The organism is Nocardia sp. CA-107356 (assembly GCF_050946365.1).
GTDB lineage: Bacteria > Actinomycetota > Actinomycetes > Mycobacteriales > Mycobacteriaceae > Nocardia.
Window position 1 is genome coordinate 5,552,026 of sequence record NZ_CP191992.1, and the last position, 16,800, is coordinate 5,568,825.

Here is a 16,800-nt window from a genome sequence, read left to right on the forward strand (position 1 = left end):
ACCGTCGCCGTGCCCTGTTCCGTCGCTAGAGTTCCCCGCACCGCTTTGATGAAAGGACGGCCGAGGGTGACGAATCTTTCTCTTCCAGTAGCCTATCTGGTGGGCAGCGCCAACGCTCCGACACGCCAGACGGCGATGCGGAAATTCGAATCGCTGTGGCATTATCTGCCCTCATTTCCAGAAGGGGATACTCCTTTTCCCAGCTGGATCATGCCGCGCCTGCGTGCCACCTTCGCACTTCCCGGCATGACGAAAGTCGACACCGGAAATATCGAGCTGGCCTACGACGGCATGCCGACCTACGAGTACAAGGGCGAAGCGGAACTCGAGATCCCGCCCGTGTTGTTGGGTTACTTCGATCAGGCGGAGGCGGCCAAACCGATTCTGGACCGGATGATCCACGAGCACGGCGAACAGAAGCCCTATCAAGCGAATATCATCGACCCCTACGACCACGCTTTCTTCGCTCTGGGAGTGGCCGGCGTCACCGAGCACTACGACTCGTTCCGGAAACCGGCGCTGGCGGAGATCGCGGCCATCCATCGGTTGTTCGACGGCGATGTGGTGTTCCAACTGGAGAGCCCCGGACGCACGGTGACGATGGAAAGTATCGAGTCGCAGGAGGAACGCGCGGCAAAAGCTGTCGAGCTGGCTTCGGATCTGGCCGAGTTCGTGCGCCGTATGCCCGCAGGTGCCCGGGTCACCATCCATCTGTGCCGCGGCGATTGGGAACATACCAGCTGGATGAAGAAGATCGACGGATACGAACCGGTCGTGCTGCTGGCCAATGCGATCGTGGCGGAATGGCCCGAGGGCAGAACTCTGCAAGGAATTCATATTCCGCTTGCGGGCGCCGATGTGCTGCCACTCGTCGACACTCCGGACATATATCGGCAGCTGGAAAAGCTGACCACTGATGTGCCGATCTACGCCGGAATCGTGCACGAGCAGGCCGATGCGGAACGCATCGTCACGGCGCTGACGCAGGCCCGGCAGTACTACGGCCGCCCATTCGGCGGCCTGAGCACATCCTGCGGTATGGCTCGGATGACCGAAGCCGAGATGGACCGGGCATTGCAGTTGCTCGCGGAGCTCATGGAGCGAGTGACCGGTTAGTCCTCACTGTTGCGGTGGTACTTGGGCCGAGAGCTGCTGTCGGCCCGAGTCGGCCAACCGGCGTTTGCGAAATTCTCGCGGTGTCTCGCCGTATCGTGCCTTGAAGGCGGCGGAGAACCAGGTGAGGGTGAAGCCGCTGCGCGCCGCGACCTCGCCGATTGTTGCTGTCGTCTCGGGGTTTTCGAGCATGGTCCGAGCCGCCCGCAGCGCTTCGTCCTGGCGCACTTCCCGATATGTGGTGCCCGCCTGATGCAGTGCGGTGCGCAGTTGTCGCGGCGACCAGCCCAATGCCCGCGCCGCCTCGGGCAGCCGGAGGTCCGCTGCGCCGATGTGCTGGCGCACGTACTGTCGGACGGTCTCGGCGAGCTCTGTCAGGTGCGTCTGCTGCGGGTGGGCATCTCCCGCGGTCATCAGGCAGAGCAACTCGGCGATCCGGTCGCAGACCGCGTTGAACTCCCGGCTCGTCAACGCGGATTGTTCGGCATGCAGGTCGCGGATCATGCCCGCGGTGATCCTGCCGAGACCCGAACCGAGGTCGAGCACCGGCTGTCGTAGGCCTCCTGGTCGCGCGAACTCGGCGCGCGGTACCTGGAAGCCGTAGGCCACCGAGCCGGGGATATGCAGCCGGCACTGCCGATCCAGTGCCAGCACCGCCGCCTGCCCCGGTGCGATGCGGGTGACTCCGCGCTCGTCGGCCGCGGCGAACTGTCCCCGCTGCGGGACGACCACCCAGTAGAAGTCCTCGGCCGAAGCCCGACGAATATTCGACGGGGTGCGGAAGGCCAGCCGGTCGCCGGGCTGATCCCAGCGCAGCAGGCGGTACGTGGTCGTCTGCTGCACGGTCATGGCCACCTGCCAGCGCTCGGGTTCGCGGTAGCGATGATCCATCGGGACGAAACTGTTTGCGGTTTCGGTCCATTCGTCGACATCTGCGATGTCCAGCTCGTAGTACTCCATTACGACACCTCGAACGGTTCAGCCAGTGACAATGATGATGTCGGCTCCGCTGAACAGCAAGTCGGACGGGCGTGCCCGAGAAGGCTGCCGCGCCGGTACCAGACGTGCGGCCGGTGCGAGAGCGCGCAATTCCCGCAGGAACACCTCGACTGCGTGCTGCGCCAATTGCTTACCGGGGCAGATGTGTTTACCGAATCCGAAGGTCAGCGGAAGTTTGCCGGCGCCGTGTAGGTCCAAGGGGTTCGGGAAGGCCCGCGGATCCCGGTTGGCGGCGGCGCACATCACCAGGACCGGCCCGGTCGCGAGCACCGTGCCGCTGCGCAGCGTCAGCGAGCCCACAACGTGCCGCTTCCACGCCACCAGACCCGGGTCGAGCTGAAGTACTTTGGCCGCGACGTGCGCGGCCGATGCCTGGTCGGCGAGGAGGTGCCACCATTGCCGGTCCGGATTGCTCAGCAGGCGCTGCAGGCCCTGCTGAATACTGCCGCTGACGGTGTGTACACCCGCGGCCAGCGAGTTGGCCACAGCGGACACCGCGACTCGACGGGGAATGCGCGCAGCGCGCAGACGGGCGGGCAATCCGCCCGTCCCATCCTGTCCGCCGGATGCGATGGCGTCGGCGCTCACCGTGAACAGCCGACCGAGGCCGCCGACCGCCGCGGCCAATTCACGGCCGCGCATCCGCCGACCCAGCAGTCCGGACTGGGCACCGCTCCATATCGCCACATGCGGCCAGTGCGCAGGCGGCAAACCGACCGCCGCGCCGACGACCCGGGCCGCGTAATCGATCGACAGCGAGGTCACGTCGAGGGTGTGGGCACTCGCGTCGCCTCGGGTGCGCAGCGCGTGGTGGAAATGCTCGGTCAGGTCCTCGATCCGGTGCGGGCGTTGCGCCGTCGACACGGTGAAATGTCCCGCCGGGCCGGCCAAGGTGTCCCATACCCGTTTGTGCAGGACGCTGTCGGTCAGATCCGCGGTCGCCTTCGCCGGCAGCGGGACCAGATGCCGGCAGAGGTGGCCGAGGGCACGGGGATTGGCCGCGATGCGCCCGAAACCGACAAGCGGCTCCAACGATTTCGCGTTCGAGATGCCGGGGCGGGCCGCTTCCATCAATTCCCGCACGTCGGCGTAGCGCCAGACCATCCGTAGCCCGGAGTTGTGTCGATAGGTAGGTTCGTGCCAGTCGTGCAGCTGCCGATATCGCTCGTCGCGTTCGGTGAACGGCAGCTGGTTGGGGGTTTGCTCGTCGAAGGGGAATTTCATTGTCAGATCATCGGTTTCGCTGAGGTTGAGAACCATGTGCAGCATGCCTGCTGGAAGGTCGTGCGTCGATGCACTCGCGGGATCGGGGATTTGCTCACCGCGGCCGGAACCGCCCACATACCGCCAGGCCAGCCGCGCGGTAGTCGGCTCGGTCGCAGCAGTGTCGCGTGACATGTTCGGCACCGAAGCCGGGTGGTGTGTTGCGGGCCATCCGTTCCGCTGCGAGCAGGGCGAGAATGCCGGCGCCGGCCAGTATTGCGTCCGAGTGGTGCGCTCCGCCGAGGTTTCGTTCGGTCAGGGTCACGCACAGGCCGTCGGTCGCCACCTCGACGGCCGCGACCGGGAATAGCCTGCGCACCGCTGTCACGATATCGAATCCACTGTGCCACTGCGGGATTCCCGCTGGGGCGATCATCCCGGCCAACTTGTGGATCGGCCCTGGGCAGGCAATACCGACCGCGGTGATCTCATCGTCTCCGGCGACATCGAGCAGCAGATCCCGGCAGCCGTCCCACACTGCATTCAATGGTATCGGGATTCGCTGAATGTCCCGTGTGCCGACGGCGCTGTCGACCCGGCTCGCGGCGAACTCCGCGGGGCCGATATCCAATGCCAGTACGATCATGAATCAGCTACCACCACAACGCCTTTCGTCTTCGTTGTGCAATGCGGGTAGCAGGCGAGCTGGCTCCCTCATGGGACCTCCAAGGTTGGTCGACCGTTGCGTCGTGCACCTACTGGAACAGTGTCGACTACCGGCGCTCGCTATCTCGCCGAGTACACATTCCGTGCCGATGAACGCAGATTCATTGCCCCACAGCGTAAAAAGGGGTGTGTGTTCGCGCTGAGAATGCCGCGATCCGCGCGCAGGCCCAGATCTTCGCCGGCGAGGCGGGCGAAGACCCCGACTCCACGCCGCGTTCTTGATGTCCTGCTACGGCCTGCGATGTTCGGAGGTGGACCGCTTGCCCTCCGGTGGCGGCCGAATTATCGGAAGTCTTTATGCGCCACCAGGAGTCGTTTGGTGGATCGATACGGTGAGCATGGCGACGATCATGTCGATGATTTCGGCCGCGTCGCGCTCCGGGTCCGCCGCGCGCACGCCCGCTTCCAGTGCGCGTTCGTAGTCGGCGATCAGGGCGAACATCACCGTTGCCATGGTTTCCAAGCGTTGGCGGCGTCGGCGGGGTGGGAGTTGTGGGAGGGCCGCGTCGAGGCGGGTGGCGATGATGCGGACGGCGGCGCGGTCGGCACCGGCGAGGCGGCGGGCGTCGGCGATCACGGGGTGAGCGCGCACCACTTCGAGGAAGCGGCCGTAGTGGGTGATGTGCGGCGTGCCGACGAGTTCGAGGATGGGGCTGGTGAGCATCGCGACCAGTGTGCGGATCTCGTGTGCGGTGCCGTCGGCCTCGTACTGGGCGAGCAGTCCCATCCGGCGGTCCTCCAGCCAGTTCATGCGGCGTTCGACGATGGCCTCGATCAGCCCGCCGCGGGAGTCGAAGTAGTAGTGCACGGCGGAGTTGTTGCGCTGGCCCGCGGCCGCCGCGATATCGCGCAGCGGGACGTCGACGCCGCGTTCGGCGATGAGTCGCTCGCCCGCGTCGAGCAGTGCGGCGCGCGGATCCTCGGTGGCCATGCCTGCACTGTACTAAACCCAGGTATTGACGATGTTAAGCATCAGTGATTAATTGGGTCGTGCGCACCGGCTGTTTTCCGAGCAAAGCAGAGTTGAGGTGATCCGATGACCGTCGCGCGGGGTCCGATCTTCCAGCTGTGCTGGGTGGTGCGCGATATCGATGCGGCCCGACAGGAGTTCACCGATCGCTATGGCGTCGCGGAGTGGTTCACCGTCCCGGACGTGCACTTCGGGCCGCAATCGTGCGAATTGCGCGGCGCGCCAGCCGATTACACGATCACCGTGGCGTTGGGATATGCGGGCGGGCAGCAGTTGGAGCTGATCGAACCGAAGTCCGGGATCAGCCTGTACTCCGAATATCTGGATACGGTGGGACCGGGACTGCATCACGTCGCGTGGGTGCCCGAGGACTATGACGCGGCGCTGGCCGAGGCGAAGGCAGCGGGGGCGGAAATCCTCGCGCGGGGTGCGTTCGAGGGTCTGGGGATGGAGTTCACCTATCTCGACGGGGGTGCGCTCGGTTCGGCTGTGGAGCTCATGCGGTTGTCGGCGGATATGCGGGCGATGTTCGATTACCTGATTCCGGAGGGGTTTTCGAATCCATGGGCGTAGGAATCGAACTCCCCCAGCTCATTACCGGCCCGGTCGAATGGGATGCGACCGCGGATGTGATCGTGGTCGGCTTCGGGATCGCAGGGGCGTGCGCGGCGATCAGCGCGGCCGAAGCGGGCGCGCGGGTGCTGCTGCTGGAGCGCACCGGCGCCGCGGGCGGGGCCTCGGCATTGGCGGCGGGACACTTCTATCTCGGTGGCGGCACACCGGTGCAGACGGCGACCGGGCATGCCGACAGTGTCGAGGCGATGATCACCTATCTCGAGGCGGTCACTCCGGAGCCCGACGCGGCGAAAATTCGCGCGTACTGCACCGAGAGCGTCGCGCATTTCGATTGGCTGGAGGCGCACGGGATCGAGTTCGAGCGGTCGTTCTATCCCGGGAAGTCGGTGGTGCAGCCCGGGACCGAGGGGCTGATGTGGACCGGCAACGAAAAGGTGTGGCCCTACCGTGAGCAGGCGCATCCCGCACCGCGTGGGCACAAGGTGAATGCGCTCGCCGAGCGCGGCGGGCAGCAGGTGATGGCGGCGCTCACCGAGCGGGTCCGGGAGTTGGGCGTCGAGGTCGGGTACGAGACCACGGTGGCGCAGCTCGTCGCCGACGCGAGTGGGCGGATCATCGGGGTGCGGTGGCGCGACGGCGCGGCCACGGGTGCGGTGGTGCTCGCGGCGGGCGGCTATGTGATGAATACGGAGATGCTCGCGGCCTACACCCCGCGATTGGCCGAACACTTTCTACCGCTGGGTGTGCCCTCCGATGACGGGCTCGGCATTCGGCTCGGGCAGTCCGCGGGCGGCGCCACCGCGCGGATGGATGGGGCGTTCATGACCGCGTCGTTCTATCCGCCGGCCGATCTGCTGTACGGGATCATCGTGAACAAGGCGGGGCGGCGGTTCGTCGCGGAGGATTCCTATCATGGACGGACAGCGGGTGCTGTTGTCGCGCAATCGGATTCGACGGCCTATCTGATCGTGGACAGCAAGCATATGGTGTGGCCGGAGCTGCCGATGGTGAAATTTGTCGACGGCTGGCACCGCGTCTCGGAGATGGAATCGGCGCTCGGTATTCCGGATGGCGCCCTGCACAAGACCATGACCGCGTACAACACCGCCGCGGCCGAAGGACGCGATCCCGAGTTCGGCAAGCATCCCGACTGGCTGACACCGTTGACCGAGGGCCCATGGGGTGCCTTCGATCTCACGCCCGGCAAGGCCACCTACGTCGGATTCACCCTCGGCGGACTGTGCACCTCCGTCGACGGTGCGGTGCTGCGCGCCGACGGGTCGGTGATCCCCGGACTGTACGCGGCGGGCGCCTGCGCCTCGAATCTGGCACAGGACAGTTGCGGCTATGCCAGCGGGACATGTCTGGGCGAGGGGTCCTACTTCGGACGCCGCGCGGGTGCACATGCCGCTGGCATATCGCGGGCGGCACCGAACAGGGCGCGCAGCGCCGAAAGTACCGGGATGGAAGGCGATTGAGATGCGATTCACCTATGCCGAGACGATGACGGACCCGACCTACTATGTGCCGCTGGCACAGGCCGCGGAGGCGGCCGGGTATACGTCGATGACGATTGCCGACAGCGTGGCCTATCCGAAGGAATCCGACGCGACCTACCCGTACACCCCCGACGGCAGTCGGGAGTTCTTGGAGGACAAGCCGTTCATCGAGGCATTCGTGCTGTCGGCGGCCATCGCGGCGGCCACGACGACCCTGCGCCTGACCCCGTTCGTGGTGAAGCTGCCCATCCGCCCGCCGGTGCTGGTGGCCAAACAGGCCGCCTCGATCGCGGCGTTGAGCGGTAATCGCTTCGGCTTCGGCGTCGGTATCAGCCCGTGGCCGGATGATTTCGAGATCATGGGTGTGCCGTTCGAACATCGCGGCGCACGCATGGACGAATGCATCGACATCGTGCGCGGGCTCACCGCGGGCGGCTACTTCGAATTTCATGGGGAGTACTACGATCTGCCACCCATCAAGATCAGCCCGGTGCCGACCGAGCCGATCCCGATCCTCATCGGCGGACACAGCGGCCCGGCCTTGCGGCGCGCGGCCCAGCGCGGCGACGGGTGGATGCACGCGGGCGGCGACCCGGCCGAATTGGACCGGCTGCTCGCGAAACTCGATGTCCTGCGCGCCGAGTACGGCACCCGCAAGGACTTCGAGGTGCATGTCATCTCGCTGGACGGGTTCACCGTGGACGGCGTGAAACGGTTGGAGGACAAGGGTGTCACCGATGTGATCGTCGGCTTCCGCTATCCCTACACCACCGAACCCGATACCGAACCGCTGGACACCAAGATCGCGCACCTGTCGCGGTTCGCGGAGAAGGTCATCGCGAAAACGAGCTGATGCGGAGCTATGCCGCGAGCGCGGCGGCGGCCGCGGCGAGGGTTCGGGTTCGGTAGCCGGCGCCGAAGAGCACGACGTGCACGAGCAGCGGGTGCAGTTGGTGCAGCGGGATGCGGGTGCGCCAGCCGTCGGCCAGCGGGTGGGTTTCGTGGTAGGCAGCGCGGATTCGGTCCAGGTGTGGTGCGCCGAACAGGGCGAGCATCGCAAGGTCGGTTTCGCGGTGGCCGCCGTGGGCTGCGGGGTCGATGAGCAGTGCGCGCTCGGCGGTCCACAGGACGTTGCCGGACCACAGGTCACCGTGGATGCGGCTGGGCGGTTCCGTTGGGCCCGCTAGGGTTTCGATAGTGTCGATGACGCGTTCCAACAGGCGGGTGCCGTCGCGGCCGAGGTCGGCGGCGGCGCGCGGCAGGTACGGGGCGAGGCGATGTTCGGCGTACCAGCGCGACCACGAGCCGTCGAACTGGGTGTTGTCCAGCGGCAGGTCGGCGATCCAACCCGACCAGGGCGCGCCGAACGATCCGGGCGAATTCGCGTGCAGCGCGGCGAGATCGCGGCCGAAACGTTCCGCGGCCGCCGATGTCGGGGCGGCTTGCGACAGCCATGGCAGCACCAGCATCCGTTCGTTGACGGCCAGCACCTCGGGAACCAATTCCGGCATCCCGGCCGCGAGCCACCGCAGCCCCGCCGCCTCCGCTCGGAACACCTCCGCCCGATCTCCGGCAGCCTTCACGAATACTTCGCGGCCATCGGCGAGTACGGCGCGATACAGCGTCCACGCATGACTCGAACCCACATCGGTCACCGCGCGGACCGCGACGCCGAGCAACTCCGCGAGCTGCGCCGCCTCGTTCACCTGCACACCTGGCCTACTCCCAACTCGCTCCCACCCGAACTCATCGCGCTCGGCTCGCCCTCGACCCTCCTAGCGGCGGATTCGTGGTTATCCGTCGCAGCTGGCGTTCACTTCCGCCAAGGCTCGCACGGGGCCGCATCCCAACCGGTGCCGTGCATCGATCGGCGCGCCGGGTCATTGCGATGCTGTGGTGAGGCGCTTCTTGGTCTCCTCGTCGGCGGGGAAGAACGATTCGATCGCCAGTTCGGCGACGGTGACATTCATCGGGGTGCCGAAGACGGTGGTGACGCTGATGAAGGACAGTTCGTGGTCGTCGTGGCGCAAACGCAGTGGCACCACCGCTTGGTCGGGTTCGGGGAGCGTGAGATCGACTTCGCCGCCCGGATATCGGCGCAATTCCTCGCGCAGCTCGATCAGTTCCGGTCCGCCGGTGACCTCGATTTGGCGCGATAGGCGCTCGAAGATGTGGCCGCGCCATTCGGCGAGGTTGACGATGCGGCGCGCCATGCCGTCGGGGTGCAGGCTCAGGCGCAGGGCGTTCACCGGTGCGGTGAGCAGCTTCGGGTCGATCCCCTGCAACAGCAGTGCGACACCGGCATTGACGTCGATCATGTTCCAGCTCTGGTCGATGGCCAGCGCCGGATAGGGCTCATGTCCCACCAGGATCTGGCGCATCGCGCCGCGCACCGCGTCCATCGCGGGTGTATCCAGGGCGGGTTCGGCGTAGGCCGGGGCGTAACCGGCCGCGAGTAGCAGCCGGTTGCGTTCGCGCAAGGGGATCTCCAACTGCTCGCACAGGTGCACGACCATGGTGCGGCTCGGGTTCGCGCGACCCGTTTCGATGAAGCTCAGATGTCGCGCGGAGGTTTCGGCGCGCCCGGCCAATTCCAGCTGGCTGAGCCTGCGCTCGAGCCGCCAGTGGCGCAGTAGGTCACCGGCTGTCTGCGTACTCACCCTGCCGATCCTACGAACCGAACGGCCCCAAGACGATTACCTCGCTGGTAATCGACAGTCCTTACCCTCGTCGCACCGCGGTGACCAGGCTGACGGACGACAGCGGGAATCCGACGTCCAAGACGGCGACATCACGTCCGGCCGCTCGGAGATAGTCGGTGAGTTCGGTGCGCTCGGCGTCCCAACCGCGCTCGGAAAACCACTGTGCCACTTCGCTTCGCGGCTCGTCGTAGATCAGGTTCATCCAGTCGTCCTTGGCCGCATCGGATTGCCGTGCCAGCGGGGTGTCCGCCTGGTCGGACGGCGAGACCTGTTCGATGCTGATGCGGCTGCCCGGTGCGGCGAGCGCATCGATGGTCGCGAACAGTTCGTCCTGTGTGGCCGCGGGCAAATAGATCAGCAGACCCTCGAGCAGCCACGCCGAGCGCTCGGCTGGATCGAAACCATTGTCGCGCAACGCCGTCGGCCAATCCTCGTGCAGATCCACTGCCACCGCGCGTCGGTCCGCCCGCGCCTTGTCGCCATTGGCCGCCAGCGCGTCGCGCTTGAATTCGAGTACCCGTGGTTGGTCGAGCTCATAGATGACGGTGCCGTCCGGCCAGGGCAGGCGGTAGGCGCGGGCATCCAAACCCGCCGCCAGCATGACGATCTGCCGAATGCCCGCGGCGGTGACGGCCTCGAAGTAGTCGTCGAAATACCGCGTCCGGGCGGCCTGGAATTCTACGAAGGTTCGCCCGAAATCGGCCGAGTACAGCGGATGCTCACGCACCTGCTCGGTATCGCCGTCGATCAGCGCGGCCCATTCCGCGCCCGCGGCACGCAGGAACACCTCGGCGTAGGGGTCGACCGCCAAGGCGTCGGGTCGACGCGCCGCGATGGCCCGCGCCGCCGCCACGAACAGCGCCGTTGAGCCGACGCTGGTATTGATATCCCAACTGTCTCCTTCGGTACGCATACCACCACGCTACCGATCATGAAATCCGGCGGTACCGCTTTATCGTCGCGGTAATCGATCTGATCGCACCGAACGTCCATCTGCACACTGCGTGGCTCGGGGCACGCACCGATTGAGGTCCCGACGTCCACGAGGGCGGACTTGTGCCCTCCGGGGACGTCGACTCTGCGGCCGGTTTCGCGGCCCGGATGGCCGGCTGACCGACGAAATCGGCTCCGGACTCGGTGCCGCTCCAGGTACCGACGGATCGTCGAGGGCGACCAAATGCTCGGCGGGATCGCCCTACGCCAGGGGTACAACGACTTCGTGCGGCGGCCGGTCAGATCGGATACGGCATCCAGCCCTCCGCACGCCGACGCGGGCTGGCCATCTGGGCGCTGGGCCGGAACCCGACCAGACGAAACCTCGGCTCGGATCGTGCGCCGATCGGTCTGCGAGGCCGACAACATCGCGTCGGTGAAGACCAAAACGCGGCCGTCTCCCCGACGACGTCTCGAATACTTGAATGCGGCGCTGGGTCGATATCGGCGCGCACGCATAACCCCCGGCCCGAACCTGCCCCGCTCACGGCTCTTCGTCGACCCCACTGGCACCCACAGGTATCAGAACCGCCATCGAGTCGCCCCGCCCGGCTCCACGGTGGACAGAGCGGTGGCGGCGTACGCGGTCAGGCGGTAGACATGCCAGGGCGGCGGGCCCGCGGAGGGGGCACTGTATTCGGCGGTGACCGCCTGACCGGTGTCGTCCACCCGGCAGGGCCAGCCAGCGTCGGCCCAGCGCCCCGCCATATCCGCCACAGCCGTCGGATCGCTGATCCGTGTTGCGGTGCCGTCGACCACCAGATCGAACTCCTGGGTGGCCACACTCATCGAACAGCGCGGATCACGGGCCAGGTTGCGGCCCTTGCGGGATCGCGCACCGGTGGTGAACCAGAAGGCGCCGTCGATCCAGAGGGCACCCAGGGCGGTCACGTGTGGACTGCCGTCCGGGTTGATCGTGCTCAGCCAACACGTGTGCCGGTCCAAGCCGCCGCTGCCGGGGGCTTGTTCGATGCCCGCGTCGAGTCGTTTCCGAATGGCATCCCAATCGAGCGGTGGGAGTTCGTACAGGTCTGCGAGGTTGGTTGTGTCCATACCAGTAGGACGATCCGGTCACCGGGAACTCACCGGCATCGCAACACATCATCGCCGACGAAGGCTGGGTGGACGCAGCCGCGGTCAACCTCCCGCGGCGGTCGCTTCGGCGAATTCGGGTAGGTCGCCCGGATTGCGCGAGGTGATCAAGCCGATGCACAGCGGGCAGTAAACTCCAGGAATGGACGCGGCCTCGCCAACTGTCGGCGTGGAAGAGGAGTTCCTGCTGGCGGAGCCGATCACTGGCGCTCCGAGCCCGCGCAATGTCGAAGTCGCGGCGGCGGCGGGTGAGATCGGAATCGATCTGCAGTTGGAGCTGACGCGCTGTCAGGTCGAAACCAATACCGCGGTGCACACCCGGACTTCCGAGCTGCTCGATGATTTGCGTCGATTGCGCACGAGCGTCGCGAGTTGCGCGGAAAAGCATGGTGCGCGACTGCTCGCTGTCGCGGTGCCGCCCGCCGTACCGGATGCGTTTCCGGTCACCGACACCCCGCGCTACCGGCGCATCGAGCGAAATTTCGGAATGCTCGCGCATGAGCAGGGATTATGCGGATGCCACGTGCACGTCGGGGTTCCGAATCGGGAAACCGCGGTGCAGGTCGGAAATTATCTGCGGCCCTGGCTGCCGGTATTGCTGGCACTGACGGCCAACTCCCCGATCTACCGCGCCACCGATACCGGATACGCCAGTTGGCGCAGCATTATGTGGCGACGCTGGCCCAGCGCCGGTCCCCCACCCTTTTTCGAATCCATCGCGGCCTACGACGAGATGGTCGAGATGATGCTGGCCAGCGGCAGCATCCTCGATACGGCGATGGTGTATTGGGATGTCAGGCCCTCGGCGGCGTTTCCCACCGTCGAGGTGCGCGTCAGCGATGTGCCGGCGACCGTCGAGGAAACGGCGCTCTTGGCCACGTTGATCCGCGCCGCGGTCGTGATGGCGCAGCAGGACAGGCGGCCCCCGCCGCAGGTGCCCGCGGAAGTCTTGCGTGCCGCGTATTGGAAAGCCGCCCGGTCCGGCCTGGACGGTGATGGCCTCGATACCTTGACCGGACGCCCCTTTCCGAATCGCACGCTGCTCGCCCGGTTGATCGACTATGTCACCCCGGCGCTCGAGCAGTTCGGCGACCGGGACTTCGTCGCCGATTCCGTCGCGGCGGTCCTGGCACGTGGCAATGGCGCCCGTCGGCAACGCGCCGCCATGCATGCCCACAATGACGTCACCGATGTCATCGCTACGCTCTCCGCCGCCACCCTCGAAGGCTGCTACTGAGACAAGCCGAACACCGGGCGCAGCCCACCGTCGCGCACGGCCTGAATCGCGACGAGCGCCAGTAGCGTCGCGCCGGTCACCATATGCTCGATCGCGTCGGTCATATGGCTCGGGAAGCTGAAGATCAGCACATGGTGCGAGAACAGCGCCCACACCCCGACCGCGAATCCCCCGCCCAGCCCGGCGATCACGCAATACCAGGCCGACCACGTCTTGCGGCTCGCGGCGATCAGCGCCGGCCCGAACAGCAATAGTCCGGCCACCGCGTGCCAGCCGTTGTAGTCCATGCCGAGCACCGGTGTCGCCGGAGCGTGTTCACCGAGTTCGAAACTGGGTTCGGCGATCCATCCCGCGATCGCCCACACGATATGCACCGCACCGAGCGCGAAGACGGCCCACTGCAGAAAACTCCACTGCGCCAACGTTATTCGACGCTCGACTACCAACTGGTCGCGCATTGCGCCCTCCCGATTCCCTCTACTACATAGCGTAGTTGACGTGCTGGTCACGCGAAAGGGATGCGCGTGCTTCGATGGAGATATGCCCCTGCTCGTCGGCACCTCGGGTTGGCAGTACCGCGATTGGCGCGGCGTCCTGTATCCGGCGGACCTACCACAGCGTCTGTGGTTGGAGACCTACGCCGCGGGATTCGCGACCGTCGAGAGCAACAATGCCTTCTACCGACTGCCGAGCACCGAGACCTTCGCGGCGTGGCGGGACCGGACACCACCCGGATTCTGCTTCGCGGTCAAGGCCAGTCGCTTTCTCACCCATATCAAGCGGCTGCGAGAACCCGAGGAACCCGTTGCACGGTTGATGGAGCACGCATCCGCGCTGGGTGCGAAGTTGGGCCCGGTGCTGTTGCAACTCCCACCGACGCTGCGCGCCGATCCGTCATTGCTCGCCGCCTGCCTGCGCTGCTTCCCGACGGGTACCCGAGTGGCCGTCGAGCCCCGGCACGCGTCGTGGTGGATTCCAGAAGTCCGTGCCGTGCTTGCGGAATGCGGTGCTGCGCTGTGCTGGGCCGACGTTCGTTCCCGTCCCGTCACACCGCTGTGGCGGACGACGGACTGGGGCTATCTGCGACTGCACTCCGGCCGTGCGACACCGGCACCGCGCTACGGACGCAAGGCACTCACGAGTTGGGCGCGACGCCTGGCCGACACGTGGCCGGACCGCGCCGACGTCTTCGTCTACTTCAACAATGACCCGCACGGTGCCGCGGTCCACGACGCCGCCGCGTTCGCGCACGCCGCTCGGGCAACCGTTACCCGCACACCGGATCTCGCGGAACCGGTAAGCGCGGCAACGGGTTTCAGCTGACTATGGAATTCATAATGGTGCCCGCACTGGTCGCGATGACGCCGCCGACCATCGCTCCGGCGAGCATCTTCGGCGATTCCAGGGTGCCACCGCTCCACTTCTCCCACGCGAACCGCCCGCCCGCGTAGGTGACGCCGCAGACTCCCGATAGCAGAACCATCCAGGTCAGGTAGCGGACCATCTGGAGGATCTTGTCCGAGTTGGGCGGGGCCTCCGGCGTCGGGTTGTCGATTTGTGCCAGGACGGTCTCGTGCAGAGCGATCAGGATCATGGCGCGTACTCATTCCAGGTCGATGCGGATGATGAGTGGCAGATAACCAAGCGATAACCAGATCAATACCGGACAGTATGGGCGGTGTGTGCGATTTTCGTGGCCGGTCCGCGGAACCTGTCTGGAATGTCCGAAGGGCGGGACGGGCGCAGTCGCGGGCGGGTGTAACATTTCGCCCGAATAAACCTCAGCGCGGGAGCTCGGGCACGGCCGGGCTGAGAGGGCGGACCCCACGCTTCGCCGACCGCATGAACCTGTCCGGGTAATTCCGGCGTAGGGAGAGCGGTAACGCCGATGTCTGCACCCACCCTTGATCGATCCGAGCGGCGCGAAGCTCCGCTGACCCTGGACCAGCCCGCGCCGAAGGTGCTCTCGTTCTGGGACCAGAGTGCGTTCTGGGCGAACCTCGGCGTCAGCCTGTTCGCATTCTCCGGCGCGTATACCGTGCTCGCGCCGAATGCCGATGGCGCGGCCCAGATCTCCATCGCCGCTGGCATCCTCGCGATGATCATCGGGACGGTGGTCGGCGGGCTCATGCTCGGACTGGCCGCGGTGCCGGGCGCGAAGACCGGCAAACCCGCGATGATGTTGCTGCGCGGACTGTTCGGCGCCAAGCTCAGCTATCTGCCGACGGTGCTCAATGTCGCCCAGCTGATCGGATGGGGCACCTTCGAACTGATCGTTATCGGCAATGCGGCCGAGGAACTGTTCGACGGTGGGCCGCACTGGGTTTACGTGGTCGCCGCGGGTGTGCTGACGACAGTGCTGACGATCTGGCCGCTCGGCTCGGTGCGGATGCTGCGGCGGTTCGTGACCGTCGGCGTGGTGATCGCGTTGATCTGGTTCTACATCCAGTTCGTGCGGGCGGGTCTGCCCGACCTCACCACCAACCCCGGCCCCAAGGGCGACGGGCCGTTCGGCGTCGACTGGAACCTGTTCTGGATCGCCACCGACGCTGCGCTGGCCGTCTCCATCTCCTGGGTGCCGGTCGCCGCCGACTACACCCGCCATTCCCGCAGCACCGGTGCGGCATTCGGCGCGGCGAGTGGGGCGTATGCGTTCACCCAGATCATCGCGTATGTGCTGGGGTTGTTCGCGCTGGCACTCGCGTCCGGCGACGGCGGGGTGTACTCACCGTTCCTGAACGTCGGCCTGGGCACGGTGTTCTTCTTCATCTTCGTCTTCCGTGAGGCCGACCAGTCGTTCGCGAACGTGTACTCGACGGCCGTCTCCATCCAGAACCTCGCGCCGCGGGTCGACCGGCGCGTGCTGTCGATCGGTCTCGGCGTGCTGATCACACTGCTGGCGCTGCGGCTGAATATGGAGAACTACTTCGGGTTCCTGGGTCTGATCGGTTCGGTCTTCGTACCACTGCTCGGCGTCCTGGTCGCCGACTTCTTCCTGCGCGCGAAGGGGCAGTGGAATACCGAGGCGAACGCACCCTCGCGCTGGGGCATGGTTTTCGCGTGGCTGGTGGGACTTTCGATATATCAGCTGATCAACCCGGGTGACGCCGGAGTGTGGACGGACTTCTGGGTGGACCTGCAGGAGAAGCTGCACTTCACCAAGCAGGCGTGGATGAGTGCGTCGCTGTTGTCGTTCCTGGCCGCCGTGGTGGTCGCCTGGGTTCTCGGCCGGGTTGCGGTATCGCGCAAATCGGCCCAGTAACGCCGAATTCGCCGAGGCGCATTGGAGCTCTTCTGATCTCACGCGATGCCGGTTGCGGTGCAGTCGATCTCGTTGCGGCGTAAAACTTTCCGATTACGCAATCTTGCGTGCCCCGCAAGATTGCGTATCGTGAATCGAGTGGCATTCGTACTCGGGTTGCGCGAACGCAAGAAGCTGGCGACTCGGGAGGCGCTCGGGTTCGCGGCACTGCGGCTGGCGATCGCGCATGGGCTCGACACTGTGCTGGTCGAGGACATCGCGGCGGCGGCGGGCGTCTCGCCACGCACCTTCAACAACTAGGGCTTGTTTCATAAGTGCTCGGCGGCGCCGAGGTTCTCGCTCGGCTGGTGAGTTGAAAGATGTTGTGCGCGTTGGTGTGTTGGTGCCCTGATGTGAGAGAGGTCTCCGGTAAGGGGGTTTAGCGACCA

General features: G+C 66.1%; 17 protein-coding genes, 1 pseudogene and 1 riboswitch. Of the genes and pseudogenes, 8 read left to right on the forward strand and 10 right to left on the reverse strand.

Annotation, left to right across the window (positions count from 1 at the left end):
• Window positions 1-66 precede the first annotated feature (66 nt).
• Window positions 67-1,116 (forward strand): hypothetical protein, encoded by a 1,050-nt coding sequence (locus ACQP1G_RS25150; RefSeq protein ID WP_433192040.1) that lies wholly within the window; start codon window positions 67-69, stop codon window positions 1,114-1,116.
• A gap of 3 nt (window positions 1,117-1,119) precedes the next feature.
• Here ACQP1G_RS25150 and ACQP1G_RS25155 read toward each other — a convergent pair whose 3' ends face one another.
• The 4 genes from ACQP1G_RS25155 to ACQP1G_RS25170 form a co-directional block, all read right to left on the reverse strand.
• A complete protein-coding gene (locus ACQP1G_RS25155; protein WP_433192041.1) occupies window positions 1,120-2,073 on the reverse strand; it encodes an AraC family transcriptional regulator in 954 nt (317 codons plus the stop codon).
• Between the two features lie 18 nt (window positions 2,074-2,091).
• Window positions 2,092-3,510: a hypothetical protein gene (locus tag ACQP1G_RS25160; RefSeq protein WP_433192042.1), complete on the reverse strand. Its 1,419-nt coding sequence runs from the start codon at window positions 3,508-3,510 to the stop codon at window positions 2,092-2,094.
• The gene (locus ACQP1G_RS25165; protein ID WP_433192043.1) at window positions 3,431-3,961 is read right to left on the reverse strand and encodes a hypothetical protein; all 531 of its coding nucleotides are present in this window, start codon (window positions 3,959-3,961) and stop codon (window positions 3,431-3,433) included. The genes ACQP1G_RS25160 and ACQP1G_RS25165 overlap by 80 nt, the downstream gene beginning before the upstream one ends.
• A 375-nt stretch (window positions 3,962-4,336) precedes the next feature.
• Window positions 4,337-4,972 (reverse strand): TetR family transcriptional regulator, encoded by a 636-nt coding sequence (locus ACQP1G_RS25170; RefSeq protein ID WP_433192044.1) that lies wholly within the window; start codon window positions 4,970-4,972, stop codon window positions 4,337-4,339.
• A 105-nt stretch (window positions 4,973-5,077) separates the two neighbouring features.
• Here ACQP1G_RS25170 and ACQP1G_RS25175 point away from each other — a divergent pair, with 105 nt between their 5' ends.
• From ACQP1G_RS25175 to ACQP1G_RS25185, 3 genes are read left to right on the forward strand one after another with little or no spacing between them, the layout of a single operon-like run.
• Window positions 5,078-5,584, forward strand: a complete 507-nt coding sequence (locus tag ACQP1G_RS25175; protein ID WP_433192045.1) for a VOC family protein — start codon at window positions 5,078-5,080, stop codon at window positions 5,582-5,584.
• Window positions 5,575-7,065: an FAD-binding protein gene (locus tag ACQP1G_RS25180; protein ID WP_433192046.1), complete on the forward strand. Its 1,491-nt coding sequence runs from the start codon at window positions 5,575-5,577 to the stop codon at window positions 7,063-7,065. Before ACQP1G_RS25175 ends, ACQP1G_RS25180 begins: the two co-directional genes overlap by 10 nt.
• 1 nt (window position 7,066) lies before the next feature.
• Window positions 7,067-7,939 carry a TIGR03619 family F420-dependent LLM class oxidoreductase gene (locus ACQP1G_RS25185; RefSeq protein ID WP_433192047.1) on the forward strand — a complete coding sequence of 291 codons (873 nt, stop codon included), beginning with the start codon at window positions 7,067-7,069 and terminating at the stop codon, window positions 7,937-7,939.
• A gap of 7 nt (window positions 7,940-7,946) precedes the next feature.
• Here ACQP1G_RS25185 and ACQP1G_RS25190 read toward each other — a convergent pair whose 3' ends face one another.
• The 4 genes from ACQP1G_RS25190 to ACQP1G_RS25205 form a co-directional block, all read right to left on the reverse strand.
• Window positions 7,947-8,792 (reverse strand): fructosamine kinase family protein, encoded by an 846-nt coding sequence (locus tag ACQP1G_RS25190; RefSeq protein ID WP_433192048.1) that lies wholly within the window; start codon window positions 8,790-8,792, stop codon window positions 7,947-7,949.
• Window positions 8,793-8,966: 174 nt separating this feature from the next.
• Window positions 8,967-9,746 (reverse strand): helix-turn-helix domain-containing protein, encoded by a 780-nt coding sequence (locus ACQP1G_RS25195; protein WP_433192049.1) that lies wholly within the window; start codon window positions 9,744-9,746, stop codon window positions 8,967-8,969.
• A 61-nt stretch (window positions 9,747-9,807) separates the two neighbouring features.
• Entirely contained in the window at window positions 9,808-10,701 is an 894-nt protein-coding gene (locus ACQP1G_RS25200) for an SAM-dependent methyltransferase (protein WP_433192050.1), read from the reverse strand.
• Between the two features lie 602 nt (window positions 10,702-11,303).
• A complete protein-coding gene (locus ACQP1G_RS25205; protein ID WP_433192051.1) occupies window positions 11,304-11,834 on the reverse strand; it encodes a pyridoxamine 5'-phosphate oxidase family protein in 531 nt (176 codons plus the stop codon).
• A 181-nt stretch (window positions 11,835-12,015) separates the two neighbouring features.
• Here ACQP1G_RS25205 and ACQP1G_RS25210 point away from each other — a divergent pair, with 181 nt between their 5' ends.
• Entirely contained in the window at window positions 12,016-13,110 is a 1,095-nt protein-coding gene (locus ACQP1G_RS25210) for a glutamate--cysteine ligase 2 (protein WP_433192052.1), read from the forward strand.
• Here the strand turns inward: ACQP1G_RS25210 and ACQP1G_RS25215 are convergent.
• Window positions 13,104-13,568: a DUF4383 domain-containing protein gene (locus ACQP1G_RS25215; protein WP_433192053.1), complete on the reverse strand. Its 465-nt coding sequence runs from the start codon at window positions 13,566-13,568 to the stop codon at window positions 13,104-13,106. The genes ACQP1G_RS25210 and ACQP1G_RS25215 overlap by 7 nt on opposite strands.
• A gap of 82 nt (window positions 13,569-13,650) precedes the next feature.
• On the opposite strand from ACQP1G_RS25215, the gene ACQP1G_RS25220 reads away from it, so the two are divergent.
• Entirely contained in the window at window positions 13,651-14,433 is a 783-nt protein-coding gene (locus ACQP1G_RS25220) for a DUF72 domain-containing protein (protein WP_433192054.1), read from the forward strand.
• On the opposite strand, the gene ACQP1G_RS25225 is transcribed toward ACQP1G_RS25220, so the two are convergent.
• The gene (locus tag ACQP1G_RS25225; protein ID WP_433192055.1) at window positions 14,426-14,704 is read right to left on the reverse strand and encodes a hypothetical protein; all 279 of its coding nucleotides are present in this window, start codon (window positions 14,702-14,704) and stop codon (window positions 14,426-14,428) included. The genes ACQP1G_RS25220 and ACQP1G_RS25225 overlap by 8 nt on opposite strands.
• Before the next feature lie 182 nt (window positions 14,705-14,886).
• A riboswitch (TPP riboswitch) is annotated at window positions 14,887-15,002 on the forward strand.
• Between ACQP1G_RS25225 and ACQP1G_RS25230 the strand changes: the two genes are divergently transcribed.
• Window positions 14,999-16,372 carry a purine-cytosine permease family protein gene (locus tag ACQP1G_RS25230; RefSeq protein WP_433192056.1) on the forward strand — a complete coding sequence of 458 codons (1,374 nt, stop codon included), beginning with the start codon at window positions 14,999-15,001 and terminating at the stop codon, window positions 16,370-16,372. It overlaps the preceding riboswitch by 4 nt.
• A gap of 138 nt (window positions 16,373-16,510) precedes the next feature.
• Window positions 16,511-16,669: pseudogene (locus ACQP1G_RS25235) on the forward strand (TetR family transcriptional regulator); the annotation flags it as partial.
• Window positions 16,670-16,800: the final 131 nt, after the last annotated feature.